Source organism: Massilia sp. FBCC-B171, assembly GCF_059134155.1.
Map to the genome: position 1 here is coordinate 644,575 of NZ_CP101443.1, position 17,708 is coordinate 662,282.

Annotated in this window: 15 protein-coding genes; 6 read left to right on the top strand and 9 right to left on the bottom strand. The window is 64.5% G+C overall.

All coding sequences use genetic code 11. From position 1 onward, the window contains the following. Window positions 1-96: 96 nt before the first annotated feature. On the top strand, window positions 97-1,512 hold the full coding sequence (locus tag NMB41_RS03045; protein ID WP_494381013.1) for an IgA Peptidase M64: 1,416 nt from the start codon (window positions 97-99) through the stop codon (window positions 1,510-1,512). Window positions 1,513-1,661: 149 nt separating this feature from the next. After that, on the top strand, window positions 1,662-2,222 hold the full coding sequence (locus NMB41_RS03050; protein ID WP_494381014.1) for a hypothetical protein: 561 nt from the start codon (window positions 1,662-1,664) through the stop codon (window positions 2,220-2,222). A gap of 64 nt (window positions 2,223-2,286) precedes the next feature. Here NMB41_RS03050 and parC read toward each other — a convergent pair whose 3' ends face one another. The 4 genes from parC to NMB41_RS03070 are packed head-to-tail and all read right to left on the bottom strand — an operon-like array spanning window position 2,287 to window position 10,179. Beyond that, entirely contained in the window at window positions 2,287-4,614 is a 2,328-nt protein-coding gene (gene parC, locus NMB41_RS03055; RefSeq protein ID WP_494381015.1) for a DNA topoisomerase IV subunit A, read from the bottom strand. A 4-nt stretch (window positions 4,615-4,618) separates the two neighbouring features. Beyond that, the gene (locus NMB41_RS03060; protein ID WP_494381016.1) at window positions 4,619-6,451 is read right to left on the bottom strand and encodes a J domain-containing protein; all 1,833 of its coding nucleotides are present in this window, start codon (window positions 6,449-6,451) and stop codon (window positions 4,619-4,621) included. Continuing rightward, window positions 6,448-8,157, bottom strand: a complete 1,710-nt coding sequence (locus NMB41_RS03065) for a molecular chaperone HscC (protein ID WP_494381017.1) — start codon at window positions 8,155-8,157, stop codon at window positions 6,448-6,450. The genes NMB41_RS03060 and NMB41_RS03065 overlap by 4 nt, the downstream gene beginning before the upstream one ends. Window positions 8,158-8,181: 24 nt before the next feature. After that, entirely contained in the window at window positions 8,182-10,179 is a 1,998-nt protein-coding gene (locus NMB41_RS03070) for a DNA topoisomerase IV subunit B (protein ID WP_494381018.1), read from the bottom strand. 281 nt (window positions 10,180-10,460) lie between these two features. Here NMB41_RS03070 and NMB41_RS03075 point away from each other — a divergent pair, with 281 nt between their 5' ends. Next, the gene (locus NMB41_RS03075; protein ID WP_494381019.1) at window positions 10,461-11,276 is read left to right on the top strand and encodes a response regulator; all 816 of its coding nucleotides are present in this window, start codon (window positions 10,461-10,463) and stop codon (window positions 11,274-11,276) included. A gap of 70 nt (window positions 11,277-11,346) precedes the next feature. Further along, entirely contained in the window at window positions 11,347-12,333 is a 987-nt protein-coding gene (locus NMB41_RS03080) for a gamma-glutamyl-gamma-aminobutyrate hydrolase family protein (protein WP_494381020.1), read from the top strand. Window positions 12,334-12,369: 36 nt separating this feature from the next. Here the strand turns inward: NMB41_RS03080 and NMB41_RS03085 are convergent, their stop codons facing one another. Both NMB41_RS03085 and NMB41_RS03090 read right to left on the bottom strand, forming a co-directional pair. Beyond that, window positions 12,370-12,741 (bottom strand): helix-turn-helix domain-containing protein, encoded by a 372-nt coding sequence (locus NMB41_RS03085; RefSeq protein ID WP_494381021.1) that lies wholly within the window; start codon window positions 12,739-12,741, stop codon window positions 12,370-12,372. Then, window positions 12,731-12,868, bottom strand: a complete 138-nt coding sequence (locus NMB41_RS03090) for a type II toxin-antitoxin system HigB family toxin (RefSeq protein WP_494382928.1) — start codon at window positions 12,866-12,868, stop codon at window positions 12,731-12,733. The genes NMB41_RS03085 and NMB41_RS03090 overlap by 11 nt, the downstream gene beginning before the upstream one ends. 151 nt (window positions 12,869-13,019) lie before the next feature. Between NMB41_RS03090 and NMB41_RS03095 the strand changes: the two genes are divergently transcribed. After that, complete coding sequence (locus NMB41_RS03095) at window positions 13,020-13,376, top strand: hypothetical protein (RefSeq protein WP_494381022.1); 357 nt, start codon at window positions 13,020-13,022, stop codon at window positions 13,374-13,376. On the opposite strand, the gene NMB41_RS03100 is transcribed toward NMB41_RS03095, so the two are convergent. Then, entirely contained in the window at window positions 13,336-14,472 is a 1,137-nt protein-coding gene (locus NMB41_RS03100; RefSeq protein ID WP_494381023.1) for a YbdK family carboxylate-amine ligase, read from the bottom strand. The two genes, NMB41_RS03095 and NMB41_RS03100, sit on opposite strands and share 41 nt — an antisense overlap. After that, entirely contained in the window at window positions 14,462-15,676 is a 1,215-nt protein-coding gene (locus tag NMB41_RS03105) for a cation:proton antiporter (protein ID WP_494381024.1), read from the bottom strand. Before NMB41_RS03105 ends, NMB41_RS03100 begins: the two co-directional genes overlap by 11 nt. 238 nt (window positions 15,677-15,914) lie before the next feature. Here NMB41_RS03105 and NMB41_RS03110 point away from each other — a divergent pair, with 238 nt between their 5' ends. Continuing rightward, entirely contained in the window at window positions 15,915-16,523 is a 609-nt protein-coding gene (locus tag NMB41_RS03110) for a CPBP family intramembrane glutamic endopeptidase (RefSeq protein ID WP_494381025.1), read from the top strand. Window positions 16,524-16,535: 12 nt separating this feature from the next. Here the strand turns inward: NMB41_RS03110 and NMB41_RS03115 are convergent, their stop codons facing one another. Continuing rightward, window positions 16,536-17,708 (bottom strand): vWA domain-containing protein, encoded by a 1,173-nt coding sequence (locus NMB41_RS03115; RefSeq protein WP_494381026.1) that lies wholly within the window; start codon window positions 17,706-17,708, stop codon window positions 16,536-16,538.

Sequence of the window (17,708 nt, forward strand, 5' to 3'; positions counted from 1 at the left end):
GGCAAGCTGGCGTCAACAAGGATCGGGTATGCATGGCCGCTCACAGGGGCCGTGCCAGGATTACAATGCCGGGATTCGATTTTCCGAGGACACTCCATGCTTCGATTCTTTTCGCGCCTGTGCGCCGCTGCTTCCCTGCTCGCGGCTGGCCTGGTCCAGGCGGCGCAACCGGCCACCGTGCGCGTCGACTACAGCCACAGCGGCAACGCCTTGTCCGACAGCTACGCCCTGGAACAGGTCCTGATCGAACCGCTGCCCTGGCCGGGCGATACGGCGCGCAGCCTGGACAACACCAACCGCGGCCAGAACCGGGTCGAGGTGGCCGATGCGAAGACGGGAAATGTGCTGTATTCGCGCGATTTTTCCACGATCTTCGGCGAGTGGCGCACGACGGAAGAAGCCAATAAAATCAGCCGCAGCTTCCAGGAGTCGGTGCGCTTTCCGAAGCCGGACCGCCCGGTCAAGGTGCGCATCCTGAAGCGCGACGAGAGGAATGCCTTTTCGGTGGCCTGGAGCGTCGAGATCGATACCGATGCGCCGGACGTGGTGCGCAAACAGCCGCCGGCGCCGGCCAGGCCGATTCCGATCCAGGTGAAGGGGCCGTCGCCGCAAAAGGTCGACCTCCTGATCCTGGGCGACGGCTACACGCAGGGCGACATGAAGAAATTCGAAGCGGACGCACGCCGCCTGTCGCAGCACCTGTTCTCGGTGTCGCCCTTCAAGGAGCGCGCGAACGATTTCAATGTCTGGGCGCTGGCGGTGCCGACCGCGGAGTCGGGCGTCTCGCGTCCGTCGACCGGTGTGCACCACGCATCGGCATTGGGCACGCGCTACGACATTTTTGGCAGCGAGCGTTATGTGCTCACGCTCGACAATGCCGCGTTGCGCGGAATCGCCCAGCACGCGCCCTACGAATTCATCGAAATTTTGGTGAACAACGAGACCTATGGCGGCGGCGGCATCTTCGGCCAGTTCAGCACGGCAGCCGCCAGCAACGAATGGGCGCCTTACCTGTTCGTGCACGAATTCGGCCACCATTTCGCGGGCCTGGCCGACGAGTACTACACCTCACCCGTGGCCTACGCGGCCGCCAGCACGCGCATGGAGCCGTGGGAGCCGAATGCGACGGCCCTGCGCGATCCGGCCAAGCTGAAATGGAAGCGCCACGTGAAAGCCGGCACGCCCTTGCCGACGCCGTGGCCGAAGGCGGAGTACGAAGACTATTCGCGCGCCTACCAGAAACGGCGCGCGGCGCTGCGGGCGGAGAACCGGCCCGAGAGCGAAATGAATGCGCTGTTCCGCGAAGACCTGGCGCGTACCAAGGCGCTGTTTGCGAAGCAGCCGCACCGCCACGCGGTGGGTGCCTTCGAGGGCGCGAACTACGAGGCCAAGGGTTACTACCGGCCGGCCATGCAGTGCATCATGTTCGACCGCAGCGAAGCGTTTTGCCCGGTGTGCCAGGACGGCATTGCCGAGATCATCGACTTGTACGCGGGGCCGGCCCAACACTGAAAAGGGCGTGATTTTGCTCATCAGTTGTCTGTGTGATGGCGAACAGACCCGTCCTTCGGCTAGGCATATTCTGGGTTCAGACTTAATAAAAAGTTAAACATTGCGGGCATAGACCCGCAACCCACCATAGCTTCGAAAGGACACACATCATGAACAAACTGCTCCTCACCCTGATCGCCGGTTTTGTCGCAACGAGCGCCTATGCGCAGACCGCCACCACGACCACCACGACGACGACCGCGCCAGTGGCCACGACTTCCGCAACCACCGCGACCACCGTGACCACGCCAACGGCGTCGAACACCAAGGCCGTCGTGAAAGCCGAAGCCGAAGCCGAGAAGGATGTCGCCAAGGCCGAAGCGAAGGAAATGAAGGTTGTCGCCAAGGCCGACGAGAAAGCCACCAAGGCCGTCGCCGATGCGCAGGAAAAGAAAGCCAAGGCGCACGCCAAGGCCGTGAAGGCGCACGCGAACGCCGCCGAGAAGATCACCAAGGCCGATCCGGAAGACCGCGCCAAGGCAGTGGCCAAGGCTGAAGAGAAGGTCTCGGAAGCGAACCTGAAGGCCGAGAAGACCATGATCAAGGCCGACGAGAAGGCACTGAAGATCCAGGTTGGCGCAGCTGCCGACAAGGCGACCGCTTCGGCCAAAACCGAGCAGACCCGTGCAGAGGCCATGGCCGACGTGCACAAGGCAGCGGCCAAGAAGTAATCAGGTCGTTGTAAAAGAAAAATGCCGGCGCGAAGCCGGCATTTTTTTTGTCCACCTTGCGAGATTACTCGCCGGTCGAGCGCATCGCCAGGTCGGTCGCCTTCAGCTTCTGCGACAGCGGCTTGCCCTTCCTCGCCCGCTTGCCGAAGTGCGGCTCCAGGCTTGACGCGAACAGCTCCACCGTGCGCGGCTTGGAGCCGGCCCAGGTGCCGATCACGTTCAGGCCCTTCTGGTTGATCGGCTGCGCCGCCAGCAGCTGCTCTTTCGCATCGAGCTCCATCAGCGTCACGCCGCGCCCGCCGTTGGTCAGCACCTTCATCTCGTCGATGCCGAACACCAGCACCCGGCCGCTGCCGGACAGGCAGGCAATCGCGCCGGTGGTATCGGGCACCACGCGCGGCGCCAGCGGGACGGCGCCTTCGTCAAGGGTGATGAAGGACTTGCCGCCTTTCAGGCGGCTGACCATGTCGCCCGCCTTCGAAATGAAGCCGAAGCCGTTCGAGGTCGCCAGCAAGAGGCGGGTGTCGGCGCTGCCGGCAAAGTAATGCAGGATCCGTACGCCACCCGACAGGTCGACCAGGGTCGTGATCGGCACGCCGTCGCCGCGCGCGCCGGGCAGGGCCGCCACCGGCACCGAATAGGTCTTGCCGTTGTCGCCGATGCCGACCAGGGAGTCGACCGTGCGGCACTCGAACGCGTAGTGCAGCGAGTCGCCCGCCTTGAAGGTGAACTGCGCCGGGTCATGCCCGATGCCGGTACGCGCGCGCACCCAGCCTTTTTCCGACACGATGACCGTGACCGGCTCGTCGATGATCTTCTGCTCGGCCACGGCCTTCTGCGCTTCTTCGATCACGGTGCGGCGCGCGTCGCCGAACTGCTTGGCGTCCGCTTCGATCTCGCGAATGATGGTGCGCTTCATGGTCGATGGATTGGCCAGGATGTCTTCCAGCTTTTCCTTCTCGCCGCGCAGCTGGGCCAGCTCCTGCTCGATCTTGATCGCTTCCAGGCGCGCCAGCTGGCGCAGGCGGATCTCGAGGATGTCCTCGGCCTGCCGGTCGGACAGGCGGAACTCTTCTATCAGGGCCGCTTTCGGCTCGTCCGAATTGCGGATGATCGCGATCACCTTGTCGATGTTCAGGAGGACGATCTCGCGGCCTTCGAGGATGTGGATGCGGTCGTTGACCTTGCCCAGCTTGAACTCTGTACGGCGGCGGACCGTCGTGAATCGATAATCGATCCATTCCTGGATGATCTCGCCCAGGCCCTTCTGGCGCGGACGGCCGTCGCCGCCGATCATCACGAGGTTGATCGGCGCCGAGGATTCGAGCGAGGTATGCGCCAGCAGCAGCAGCATGAATTCGGCCTGGTCCTGGTTCTTCGACTTCGGCTCGAACACCAGGCGCACGGCGGCTTCGCGGCCGGATTCGTCGCGCATCGTGTCGAGCGAGTTCAAGACGGTTTGCTTGAGCGCGATCTGCTCCGGCGTCAGCGTCTTCTTGCCCAGCTTGATCTTCGGGTTGGTGATCTCTTCGATTTCCTGCTGCACCTTGGCCGTCGAGGTCCCCGGCGGCAGTTCGGTCACCACTGCCTGCCACTGGCCGCGCGCCAGCTCTTCGATCTTCCAGCGCGCGCGCACCTTCATCGAGCCGCGCCCGCTCGCGTACATTTCGGCGATGGTCGCTGCCGGGGTGATGATCTGGCCGCCGCCCGGGAAGTCAGGGCCGGGGATGATCGCCATCAGCTCGGCGTGCGACATCTTCGGGTTGCGGATCATGGCCACGGCCGCATCGGCCACTTCGCGCAGGTTGTGCGACGGGATTTCGGTGGCGAGACCGACGGCGATGCCGGAGGCGCCGTTCAGCAGCACCATCGGCAGCCGTGCCGGCAGCGTGCGCGGCTCCAGCGTCGAGCCGTCGTAGTTCGGCTGGAAGTCGACCGTGCCCTGGTCGATCTCGTCCATCAGGAGGCGCGAGATCGGGGTCAGGCGCGCTTCCGTGTAGCGCATCGCCGCCGCGCCGTCGCCGTCGCGCGAGCCGAAGTTGCCCTGGCCGTCGATCAGCGGATAGCGCAGCGAAAAGTCCTGGGCCATGCGCACCAGGGCGTCATAGACCGACTGGTCGCCGTGCGGGTGGAGTTTACCGAGCACGTCGCCGACCACGGCCGCCGATTTGCGCGGCTTGGCGGTCGGGCCGAGACCGAGTTCGTTCATCGCATACAGGATCCGGCGCTGCACTGGCTTCTGGCCGTCGGCCACGTCGGGCAGGGCGCGGCCCTTGACGACCGAGACCGCGTAGTCGAGATAGGCGCGTTCGGCGAAGGTCGACAGGGTCAGGGTTTCGATGTCGTCGCTTGGCTCGGCGGCTTGTTCGAATAAATTTGCTTGAATAGTCATTTACTTACGAAAATTGATGTTGATTCTTTTTAGCGCGGATCATGTTTACGAGCATGAAGATCGCGACGGTGGACAGGCCCAGGACGATTCCGTCCAGTGGCGGCCGGTTGAGTGCGGACGACTGCGGCAATTGCATGGAAATACCGATCCACAGGATGAGCGTGCCCAGCAGCGCCAGGCCATGGAAAAGGGTGGGGCGCGACAGCGTCATCCCTGCCAACAGCCATAACCAGCTCACCGCCGCGTGGATGTGCGCGGGGAGAGGCGAGGCGTCGGCGCGCGCGACCAGCACGATCGCAGCAAGGAGCCATGCACAGCGCAGCGGGAGAATCCACTGCTCCCCTTTGCCCAGCCACGCCCACAGGTCCGTACCGCCGCGCTGCAGAAACAATACAGCGCAGTAGACGCTCGCGATGCAGGCGACGAAGCCGTAAGCGGGATATGCCTTGATCGCCAGGCTGTAGCCGAAAATCCCGGCGATGGTTGCGGCGATGACGAAGACAGCTCTCTCGAAAACAGCGGAGTTGGCGAACGTGGCTGCCAGCGCACAGAAGACCATCGCCACGTTTACCAGCACGGTAAGGAAGGTCGATGGCGACGGAATGAACATAAGCGCAGACACCAGTGCGTAGCTCGCCATCCAGCCGAACTGCCAGCGCGGCTGCTGGCGCGACTCGTGCATCAGCTCCGAGATCAGGTCCCGGCTGCGCCCGGCGAGGGCTGGCAGGCATGCCCATGCGGCTCCGCCAGCCAGCGCCAGCGGCAGCCACAGGGCCAGCAGGAGGTGCGGTTTGATCGCCTGACCAGAAGAGTCTTCGCGGGCCAGGGCGATCAGGTAAGGAGCGACCCCGATCGCTGCAGACCACAGCGCCGTGTCGAGGAAATAGTAGCGGCCCGCGACGCGCCGCTCCCACTCCTCGAACACAGCACGGTTCAGTTTGAAGTGCAGGAGCTCCGGGTGGAACGCGCGGATTCGTGCGATTTCTTCCTGCAAGGCGAGCGTGAAGCGTCGTTCGACGGTACTGTGGAAGCGTCCGCCGGCACTGTCCGAAAGCAGGGCGGCAACGGCCGGTTCCTTGCCCGCGCGGGCGCGCAGTGCGGCGTAGGCGTGGCCGGCACGCAGCCTGCCCGAGGCTTCCATCGCTGCCTCGGGCAGGCGGCGGCTGATAAACCCGTCGTCGTCTCCCCACCCGTAAAACGAGGCAATCGCTTCGCGCAGCTCGTCCGGACAGGCTTCCGCGGCACAGTACTGGACGGCAAAGAGCTCGACGTGCTCGCGCACTTCGAGGTTGAGCATGTCCTCGCTCTCGTCGAGCTGTTTGAGGTGCCATTTCGGCGCCACGTCCGCATGGCCTAGGAAATGGACCCACAGGCGCTGCGCCTGCTCGAAGGCGGCGTGACTTGCTGCCTCGGCCTGTGCGCGTGCTTCTTCGCGTTCGCGCCGGCGCTGTTCTTCAAGCGCGGCCGGGTCGACCGGCGCGCGAAAGGCGGCCACCGGACGCTCCCAGGCTTCCTCGCGGAAGGCCGCGACCGGATGCTCCCACGCCTCCTCGCGCAGGAGCGGCGCGGGAACTTCCTGCAGCGCTCGCGCTTCGAGCACGGCGGGCACCGGCGCGAACGCCTGCAGCGCCGGCTCTGCGTTTTCCTCGTTTTCTTCGTCTGTTTCGACGACCACGAACTGCGCCATCCGCAGCGCCAGCTGGTAAGCCTCGTTCAGCGCCTGGAACGCGGCCGGGTCATCCTCCGGGCGCGTCACTTTCAGCCGGCGCGCGTAGGCACGCTTGATCTCGCGCGTGTCCGGCGTCGGCGCGATGCCGAGGGTGGTCCAGATGTTCACTCCAGGCCGCCCCGATCGAGCTCGCCCATGAGCTGCTGCAGCGCTTCGCGCGCGCGCCGTGCCGCCTGGTGATCCTGGCGCTCGAGCACCGCATGGAAGGAAGTGATCTGGTGTCCCAGGTACTGGCGCGCATCGCCCAGCAGTTCCTGGTACAGGCGGTCGGCTTCGGCCATGACGGTACGGTTCTCGATCTGGTCGCGTGGATGGATCTTCAGCTCGGCCAGTTCGGCCAAGCGCTGCTGCACCTGTTCCGGGGTCATCACGCCGGCGTTTTCAGTGATTACCAGCTTGTGCTTTTCGCCGGTCTGGTCGACCGTGATTTCCGCTTCCAGCACGCCGCTCACGTCATAGGTGAAGCGCACGTCGGCGCTGATCTCGCCGGCCTTCTTGGGCGGGATCGGGAAGTCGATCGCGCCCAGGTAGACATTGTCCTTTACCAGCCGCGCTTCGCCCTGGTAGACCAGTACGCGCAGCGCTCTCTGGCCATCGGTCAGCGTCGCGATGTTTTGCGAGCGCGACACCGGCACCGTCGAATTGCGCTCGATGATGGGCAGGTAGTGGCCGCCTTCGTAGTTGTTGGGCCCCAGCTGGCGCGAGATGCTGATGCCAAGCGAGTAGGGCGCGACGTCGGTCATCACCACTTCCTCGAGGGCGGCGTCGCGCATCTTGAGGCCGGCCTGCACCGCGGCGCCGAGCGCGATCGCGTGGTCCGGGTCGAGATGCACGTTGGGGAAGCGGCCGAACATGCGCGAGACCAGTTTGCGCACGATCGGCATGCGCGTGGCGCCGCCGGCCAGCACGATGGCATCGAGTTCGCCGGCCTTGATGGTGGCGTCGCGCAGCGCGCGGTCGACCGGCTTGCGCAGGCGCGCCAGCAAGGGCTCGCACAGCTGCGCCAGCGTATCTTCGTCGAGGTCCCAGGTGAATTCCTGGCCATCGTGCTGGAAGCTCATGCGCGTGCGCGGCGACTCCGACAGCGCGCGTTTGACGCGTTCGGCTTCGTCGCGCAGGCGCTGGACCTGGCCGCGCGCCAGCGTGGCCGGGCCCAGTGCGCGCGCCAACCCGCTGCGCTCGTAAAAGCCGCGCACCATGATTTCGACAAAATCCTCGCCGCCGAGGAAGTTGTCACCCGCCGTGGCGCGCACTTCCATCACGCCTTCGAACAAGTCGAGGATGGAGACGTCGAAGGTGCCGCCGCCGAGGTCGAAGACGAGGATTTTTGTTTCTTGCTGGCTGTCCTGGATGCCGTAGGCAAGCGCCGCGGCCGTTGGTTCGTTGAGCAGGCGCTCGACGCGCAGCCCGGCGAGCTGGCCGGCGGCGCGGGTTGCTTTTCTTTGGGCGTCGCTGAAGTAGGCCGGCACCGTGATGATCGCTTCCTCGACCTTGTGGCCGAGCCAGGCTTCGGCGTCTTCCTTGAGCGCGCGCAGCACCAGCGAGGACAGTTCTTCCGGGCGGAAGTCCTGCCTGCCGAGGCGGGTCACGCGTTCGCTGCCCATGTAGCGCTTGAACAGGGAAGTGGAGAGTTCGGGATGGGTTTGCAGGCGCGCACGCGCGGCCGCGCCGACCAGGACGGTGCCGTCCTCGTCGATGCCGACGCAGGACGGCGTGAGGAATTCGCCGAGGGCATTCGGAATGATGTGCGCCTTGCCGTCGCGCCAGGCGGCGACAAGGCTATTCGTGGTGCCCAGGTCGATTCCAATGATCATGGTCAGATGTCCGTGAGCTGTCTGTCAGATGTCCGCTTCGGTTTCGTTTCCGTGTTCCTCGATCCACGCGCGGCGGGCAGCGGCTTCGCCTTTGCCCATCAACATGTTGAAGCGTGCGCTCGATTCGCCGTGGTCGAACGCGCCCAGGGCCACCGGCAGCAGGCGCCGGGTGTCCGGGTTCATCGTGGTTTCCCACAGCTGTTCGGCGTTCATCTCGCCCAGGCCCTTGAAGCGGGAGATGTTCCAGCTGCCTTCCTTCAGGCCGTCCTTCTGCAGCTTGTCTTCGATCGCCAGCAGTTCGCCGTCGTCGAGCGCATACAGCTTTTGCAGCGGCTTCTTGCCGCGCGGCGGCACGTCGACGCGGTACAGCGGCGGTCGCGCGACGCAGATGTGGCCATGCTTGAACAAGGCAGGGAAGTGCTTGAAGAACAGTGTCAACAACAATACCTGGATGTGCGAGCCGTCGACGTCGGCGTCGGACAAGATACAGATCTTGCCGTAGCGTAAACCCGACAGGTCCGGCGAATCGCCATGCGAGTGCGGGTCGACCCCGATCGCGACCGAAATGTCGTGGATCTCGTTGTTCGCGAACAGGCGGTCGCGGTCGGTTTCCCAGGTATTGAGCACCTTGCCGCGCAGCGGCAGGATTGCCTGGTATTCCTTGTCGCGGCCCATCTTGGCGGAGCCGCCCGCCGAATCGCCCTCGACCAGGAAGATTTCGTTGCGGGTCAGGTCGGTCGACTCGCAATCGGTCAGTTTGCCCGGCAGCACGGCCACGCCCGAGGATTTTTTCTTCTCGACTTTTTGCAGCGAGCGCATGCGCGACTGCGCCTGCTTGATGACGAGATCGGCCAGCTTCTTGCCGTATTCGACGTGCTGGTTCAGCCACAGCTCGAGCGGCGGTTTCGTAAACGTCGAGACCAGTTTGACGGCGTCGCGCGAATTCAGGCGTTCCTTGGTCTGGCCCTGGAATTGCGGGTCCAGCACTTTGGCCGACAGCACGAAGGAGACGCGGGCAAACACGTCTTCCGGCAGCAGTTTCACGCCTTTCGGCAGCAGGCCGTGCAGTTCGACGAAGCCTTTGACGGCGCCAAACAGGCCGTCGCGCAGGCCGGACTCATGCGAGCCGCCGCTTGGGGTCGGGATCAGGTTGACGTAGGACTCGCGCACCACGCCGCCTTCCTCGTTCCAGGCCACGACCCAGGCCGCGCCTTCGCCTTCGGCAAAACTCTCGTCGCCGGAAGCCGCGTAACCCGCGCCCTCGAACAGCGGGATCACGGTCTGGCCGCTCGAGCTCTGGTTCATGGCCTCGACCAGGTAGCCGCGCAGGCCTTCGTCGTAGCGCCAGGTCTGCACGTCGCCGGTCTTTGCAATGGTCAAGGTGACGGTCACGCCCGGCAGCAGCACGGCTTTCGAGCGCAGCAGGCGCACCAGGTCGCCCATCGGGATGTTCGGCGAATCGAAATACTTGGCGTCCGGCCAGGCGGTAACGCGCGTGCCGTTCTTCTTGCCGCCGCGCTCGAAGGGCGCGGAGGTGAGGGGTTTGACGACGTCGCCGGCGGCGAAGACCAGGTTGTGGATGCCGTTGCCGTCGTCGGTTTTGCGCCAGACCGTGATTTCGAGGCGCGTCGACAGGGCGTTGGTGACCGAGACGCCGACGCCGTGCAGGCCGCCCGAGAACGCATAGGCGCCGCCCGAACCCTTGTCGAACTTGCCGCCGGCGTGCAGGCGCGTGAACACGATCTCGACCGTGGACACGCCTTCTTCCGGGTGGATGCCGACCGGGATGCCGCGGCCGTCATCCTCGACGGTGACGGAACCGTCGACGTTCAGGGTGACGCCGATGTTGCTGCAGTAGCCACCGAGCGCCTCGTCCGAGGCGTTGTCGATGACTTCCTGGATGATGTGCAGCGGGTTCTCGGTCCGGGTATACATGCCCGGGCGCTGCTTCACGGGCTCGAGGCCCTTGAGGACGCGGATGGATGATTCGCTGTAGTCGGGTGCGGGTTTCTTGGTTGCCATGCTGATCAGTGTTTTTGCGGAAGCCTGCGTATTCTACTGTGTCGGGCTATCTTGTCGCAGGGAAAAAGTACGGGTGGCGTAAGCGATAGTGCTTGTCAATGTTATGAAATCTGACTAGATTGGTACGCAAGGTTGCTACGTCAAGCGGCCCTGAGAAACCGTTGAGCGGAAGGCATTCGCCAAGAGGCATACTGTACATGCATACAGTAATTGTCGCAAGCCAGCCAGCTTTTTGCGCAACAGGTCCGGAGCCAGGCAACAGGCACCCACCGGTGACCATCATGCATGCACAAAAAATTCCGACTGCCGTCAGCCTGCTCGGGTTCAACCCGGAGCAGGCGGCACAGCTGGCCGCGCTGCTGGCTGCCGCGCCACGCTCGGGACCGCTGTATGCCTGCCTGCACGACGACAGCCTGCAGGAACCCGACATCGTCCTGGCCGACGGCGCCAATCCGGCGGCCCTGGCCTGCCTCGACGGCATGCGCTGCGCGCCGCCGGCGCTGGTCGTCGGCGGCCCGCTGCGGATCGGCTACGACCACCTGGCGCCGCCGATCGAAGCGGCTTCCCTGTATGACGCCATGGCGCACCTGCTGGCCGAACGGCGGCGCGCGCTGGCGTTGCTGCACGCGCGCGGCCAGCCCTTCCTGGCCGAACGGCGGCGCCGCCCGCGCTTCGGACCGAACTGCGGCTGCGCGGCCGAACGGCGCCCGCCGCGCGACGGCAAGGTGCTCATCGTCGACAAGGGCGGCGCCTTCCGCGACCACCTGGCCGGCCTGGTCGGCGCGCGCGGCCCGGCGATTGCCTGGACCGACAGCGCGCCGATGGCGGTGCGCCTGTGCGACGAAACCAAAATAGCGCTGGCCATGATCAACACCGCCGCGCCGAACATCGATCCCTATGCCCTGAGCCGGACCATCAAGGCCCAGGAAGGGGCAGGGCGCACGGCCGTGGTGCTGCTGGTCGGGCGCACCTTCAGCTACGACAGCACGCTCGCGCGCGACGCCGGCGTGCGCGGCCTGCTGGAAAAGCCGGTGGGCGACCGCAGCCTGGTGTGCATCCTGCAAAGGCTGACGAGCCTGCCGGAGTTGCCGGCCTGAAGAGCTCAGCCGGTGTGATTTTGTTACAACTTCGAATCGTGCGCGGCAATGGCAGGGCTATATTTGGGTCATGGCAGACGATCAACCCAAGCGACGCGGCGAGGCGCCCGGCCCGCCGCTGGAAAACCGTGAAGATGCACCACAGCGCGTCCCCGACCGCCGCGCGGCCAGCGGCACGCCACGCTACCAGCGTCCCGGCGACACGCCCTTGCTACTTGCCGGTCGCGTGCTGCGCTCGCGCTGGCGCTCCCTGCGCGACCGCTTCAGCCGCGACTTCATGCGCCGTACCCTGCGCATCGGCGTCTCGGCCCGCATCTTTCATCCCGAACCCGGCTCCACTGGCCTGCGCAGCAAGAACCTGCAATACCTGGAAGAGTCGATCGCCCAGTGGGTGATGTCGCGCGACGTGCTGGTGTTCATGATCCCGACGGTGAACACGAACGGCTTGCTCCACCCCAGTAACATCACGCTGCGCCACTATGCGCGCCACCTCGATGGCCTGGTGCTGCAGGGTGGTGCCGACGTCTCGCCGCAAACCTATTCCGAGTCGCCCACGCGTCCCGAATGGAGCGGCGACCGCGCGCGCGACCTGTACGAACTCGAACTGCTGCACGAATTCGTCGAGGCCGGCAAACCGGTGCTCGGCGTCTGCCGCGGCTGCCAGCTGATCAATGTCGCCTTCGGCGGCACCCTGTACCAGGACGTGGCGACCAACGTGCCGGCCGCACTGGCCCACGTGCACACCGACTACGACGCCCACCGCCACGCGATCGAATTCCCGCCCGGCTCGACCCTGGGGCGCATGTTCCCGAACGCCGGGCGGCCGGTCGTCAATTCGATCCACCACCAGGCAGTCAAGGAACTCGGGCGCGATATCCGTGTGGAGGCAATGTCGTATCCGGACGGGATCGTCGAGGCGATCCGCTACGACAAGGCCGATTTCGTGATGGGGCTGCAATGGCACCCGGAATTTCACCGGGCCGGTGGGACGGATCTGCTCGATTGCACGCCGGTGCTGGATGAGTTTTTACGGGCGGCGCGGGAGACGCGATTGTAGGTGGCGCAGCCGGACGCACCGGCCCGCACCAGTTGCTTAAGCAGGTGCGCTGCGTGGCGCTTGAATCAAGGCTTCGGCTGGAATGCCAAGCCCTTTGTGCAGACGCCGGATCATCGGCAGCGTCAACGGCCTGGCGCGGCTCAGTACCTCGTAGACCCGATTCAGCCTGCCGATCATCGGCTCGAGATCCTTGGGTGTGAGACCCTTCTGGTCCATCTGAAACTTGATCGCCTCGATCGGGTCTGCCACATCCATCGGGAAGTGCTTTGCTTCGTAGGCTTCCACGAGCGTTGCAAGAACATCGAGCCGATCTCCTTCAGGCGTGCCGAATTCGGCAGTCATGAGCGATTCAACTTCGCTCAAGGTTGCGTGATAGTCCTCTTCGGTGCGGATAGGCTTAATGTCCATGGCGGTGTCCTTCAATTGTTTGTGCATCGATCGCGTCGTACTGCTTGTGCGTGCCAAGGAACTTCACGAACACAATCCCATATGGATAGTTAATCGACGTTACCAGACGGTACTTGTTGCCGGCGATGAAAGTATACGCATCCTGTCATCCTAGTCCCATTTTGGGACTAGGGCAATGGCGTTCAACAAGCGTCGTGAAAACCCCTTGCATCCCAATCTCCCCTTGATCATAATGAATGAGAATCATTCTCATTAACGATCAATGGTAAGGGCTCGTCATGAAAGATCCATTCGCAGACACCATGTCCACGCACGGCATGCCCCAGCGCCAGGCCGTCATGCTTGCCTCCCTGCTGCACCTGATGTCGCACTACACCGCGCGCGGCGAGAAGGACAAGCCCTGCGTGCGCCTGGCCTCGGTGATCGAGCGCCACCTGTGCGCGCTGGCGCGGCTGCCGGATCTCGATCCGGTGCTGCGGGCTACCTGCGAGCAGTTGTGCGAGCGCTGGGCGGGGCTGGTGGACGAGGGGATGCCGCGGCCGGTAAAGCGCAATTTCCTCGAGCGGATTATGCGCACGAGCCGCTGCAATACACCTACCTGCGCCGGAACCGGCGCTCGCCGCGGAACCAGTTAATCGCCGCATGCACCATCCCCTCGACGCTGCCCTGGCGCTCGTACTGCTGGCGCAGCAAGGCCGCGTCGCTCGCCTCGTTGGCAGCCGCGGCCAGGTGCTTCAAGCCGTCCAGGCTGCCCAGCTTCTCGGCGTAGGGCGTCATTTTGGTGAGGGTCGCTAAAATATCTTCGCGGATCGAGACGTTCTCGTAACTTTTCGGATGCGTGATGGTTCCTTCCAGCCCGAAGCGGCAGGCCTGGAAGCGGTTGTAGTTATAGACCAGATAATCGTCCTCGACCGGCGGCGCCTCGTGCCGCTCGAGCAGGTAGCTGCACAGGGCCTGCAAATAGGCCGCCAGCGCCGCCGCCCTTTCTACCGTGAGCGGCGTATCGCACACGCGCAGCTCGATCGTGCCGTATTCGGGCTTGGGGCGCATGTCCCAGTAAAAATCCTTCATGCTCTTGACGATGCCGGTGCGCTCCATCTTCGCGTAATAGCTGGACTCGAATTCGGCCCAGTTGAGCATGAAGGGTGCGCGTCCGCTCATCGGGAAGGCGAACACGGAATTCAGGCGCGCCGAATCGAACAGGCTGTCGTGGCCCTGGACGAAGGGGGACGAGGCCGACAGGGCGATGAAGTGCGGAATATAGCGGTTCAGCGCATGCAGCAAATACATCGCGTTGTCGCCATTGCCGCAGCCGATGTGCACGTGCTGGCCGAACACCGTGAACTGCTTGGCCAGGTAGCCGTACAGGGAGGACAGGTGTTCGAAGCGCGGTTTCGAAAAGATCTTCTGTTCCGACCAGTGCTGGAACGGGTGCGTGCCGCCGCCGGCGATGCCGATATTCAGTTGGTCGCCGGCCGCCACCAGGGTGTCGCGGATGTCCTGCAACTCCGCCAGCAAGGGCGCGTAGGACGAGTGCACGCTCGAATTAATCTCGATCATGCTCTCGGTGATCTCCGGCGTCACGTTGCCGGGGAAGGGTTTGCGGGCCAACAGGTGCAGCAAATCCGGGCTGGCGGCGGTGAGGTCATAGTCGGACAGGCTGACCAATTGCAGTTCGAGCTCGACGCCGAAGGTCAGCGGGGTCGATGCGGTAAACGGTTCAAGCGGCATGGTTCACCTCCGGCTGGGCCTTCGGCACCTCGCGCGCCCATACCAGGGCGCGCTGGATGATGATCGGCCCGAACACTTCCAGCAGCATCGTCACCGCCGCCACCGACCTCAATTCCTCGACCACATGCACGCCGCGCAGGCGCGCGTGTTCCAGCAGCAGGATCACGAACACCGACAAGGGCGCCAGCGCCACCCCGGCCAGCGCCCCCTTGCGCCAGGAGATGCCGGACAAATGGGCGAAGGCCACCACGCCGCCGGTCTTGGTGACCAGGCGCGCGAGCACGATCACGGCCGCGAGCGCGCTGCCGGCGGCGACCTTCTGCCAGTCGAGGGTGGAGGCGGCGAACACGAACAGCAGCACGGTGAGCAGTTCGCCCAGCGCCCCGAAGCCGCGCTGGGCCTGGCTGTAGGCGACGCGCCGGTGGCGTGCGACCAGCCCGAAGGCCAGGGTCGAGACGACCGGCGACAGGCCGGCCGCGTAGGAAATGGCGACCAGCAGGATCACGGCCAGGGCAAAAGCGACGGTCGCATCCTGTTGCGGGTTTTTCAGTGCGCGCAGCAGGGCCGGCACGGCCAGGCCGAATACGGCGCCGGCGAGGAGCGACACGGCCAGCAGGACCAGGCTGTTCCAGATGGCGTCGCCCAGGTCTTCGAAGGTGCGGAAAATCCAGAAGCCGACCACGACGTTGAACGCGAACACGGCCAGCACGCAGTTCTGGGCCGTCAGGTGCAGCACCCGTTCCGTTACCTGGCCCGAACTGCGCTGCTCGTTAATGACGCGCACCACAGTGGCGGGGGAGGTCGCCATCGACAGCGAGGCCAGCATCAGGGCAGTGAGTTGTGGGGTGTCGAAGGCCGCCGCGATCAGGTAGACGGCAACGAAGGTAGCCAGCGACTCCACCAGCCCGCTGATGCCGATCCAGGGATTGGTGCGCAGCCAGCGCAGATTGATGCGGTAGCCGAGTTCGAACAGGATCAAGCCAAAAGCGACGTCGGCCAGCATCGGGATGGCGCCGCCATCGCTGCCCGACCCCGGCGCGGGCAGGATGCCGAGCTGGGGCGCGGCGAACGCGAAGCCGACCACGCCATAAAAACTGATGCGCGGCAGGCCGGTCCAGCGCTGCCCGAATTCGCCGGCAATCCAGGCGATGGCGATCGCGAACGGCCACGCGAGGCTGGTCAGGATCGGCAACAGCTCTTGCATGCAAGCTCCTCGGCAACAGATCGGCAAGCCAGCACCGGGCGGGCTGGTCTTTTGCCGATTTTACAAGACGGGCAGAGCCCTGCCTGCGCACGATTGGATTGTTTACCAGCCGCTGAGTTCGTTGTCAGCAGGCCTTGCGCTGGCTAGAATGGCGAACCGTTGATCCGCACGGTCACCGCTTCGCCGCCCAAACGGCTTTTTTGATTTCTCATTCGTCGTATTACCGCGACGCGCCACCATGTCCCAACCGATTTCGCCGTCACCGCAGCCCCAGCAGGGCCGCGCGCCAATCCGTCTTACGGCCCAGGTGTTGACCTGCCTCGTGTTTTCGCTGATCGCACTCGCGGTCGTTTTTATCGCCCAGGAGCAGCCATGGTCCGTGCTGCGCGGCCCGATGGCAGTGGGCGAGCAGCTGCTGTACGGGCTGGGCCTGTCGGCGCTGGCGGCCGGGTTTTCGTATGCCAGCGACCGCTTCAACGCGGCCTCGGAGGCGAGCCGCAACACGGTGAGCGCCTTCAGCCGGCTCGATTTGTCGGGCTTCAATCCTGTCTGGATCAGCGTGGCGGCGGCGGTCGGCGAAGAGCTGCTGTTCCGGGCGGCGCTGCAGCCGCTGCTGGGCGTGTGGATTACTTCGGTGATCTTCCTGGTGACGCATATGCCGGTGTACCAGTTCCGCAAGCTGAACAAGGCGACGCTGGTGCAGGCGGCAGGGGTGTTCGGCGCGAGCGTGGCGCTCGGCTTTATCTATCAGTACGTCGGGCTGGTGGCGGCGATGATGGTGCACATGGCGCTGGATGTGGTGGGTTTGTATTTCGTGAGGAATGCCTTGCGTAGCGGGCGTGGTTGACACGCCGAGCCGCTACTTACTCAACAACCTCATCGCCCGTTCGAGCCCCTCCAGCGTCACCGGAAACATCCGGTGATTCATGATCTGCTTGATCACCGAAACCGACTGCCGGTACTGCCACAAATGCTCCGGCTCGGGATTGAGCCAGGCGAATTTGGGAAAGGCCTTGCAGAAGCGCGCCAGCCATTCGGCGCCGGCTTCCTCGTTGTTGTACTCGACCGAGCCACCCGGCGCGAGCACCTCGTAGGGGCTCATGGTGGCGTCGCCGACGAAAATGATGCGGGTGTCTTGCGGGTATTTGCGCAGTACGTCCCAGGTGTCGAAGCGCTCGGCGTGCCGGCGGCGGTTGTTCTTCCACAGGTAGTCGTAGATGCAGTTGTGGAAGTAGTAGAACTCCATGTTCTTGAATTCGCTCTTGGCCGCCGAGAACAACTCTTCGGTGCGTTCGATGTGGTCGTCCATGGTGCCGCCCACATCGAGCAGCATCACCACCTTGATTCGGTTCTTGCGCTCGGCCTGCATGCGGATGTCGAGGTAGCCGGCGTTATTCGCCGTAGCGCGGACGGTCTCGTCGAGCGCGAATTCATCGAGCGCGCCGGTGCGGGCGAAGCGGCGCAGGCGGCGTAGCGCCACCTTGATGTTGCGCGTGCCCAGTTCGCGCTCGTCGTCGTAATCCTTGTACGAACGCTGGTCCCAGACTTTCACGGCGGTGCGGTTGCGCCCGGCGCCGCCGATGCGCACTCCCTCCGGGTTGGTGCCGCCGTGCCCGAAGGGAGAGGTGCCGCCGGTGCCGATCCATTTGCTGCCGCCTTCGTGGCGCTCCTTTTGTTCTTTCAGGAGCTCGTTGAGGCGGTCCATCAGCTTGTCGTAGCCGAATTTTTCCAGCGCCGCTTTTTGCTCGGGCGTGAGTTCGCGCTCCATGCGCTTGATCAGCCACTCCAAGGGGATCTCGCCCTTGGCCGTGTCGAACACGGCCTCGATGCCCTTGAAATAGCTGCCGAAGGCGCGGTCGAACTTGTCGAAATGGGCCTCGTCCTTCACCATCACCAGGCGCGCAAGATAGTAAAACTCGTCGAGCGAGGGGGCGATGACGCTCTTGTCCAGGGCTTCGAGCAGGGTCAGGAATTCCTTGATCGAGACCGGGACCTTGGCGTTACGCAGGGCGAAGAAAAAATCGATCAGCAT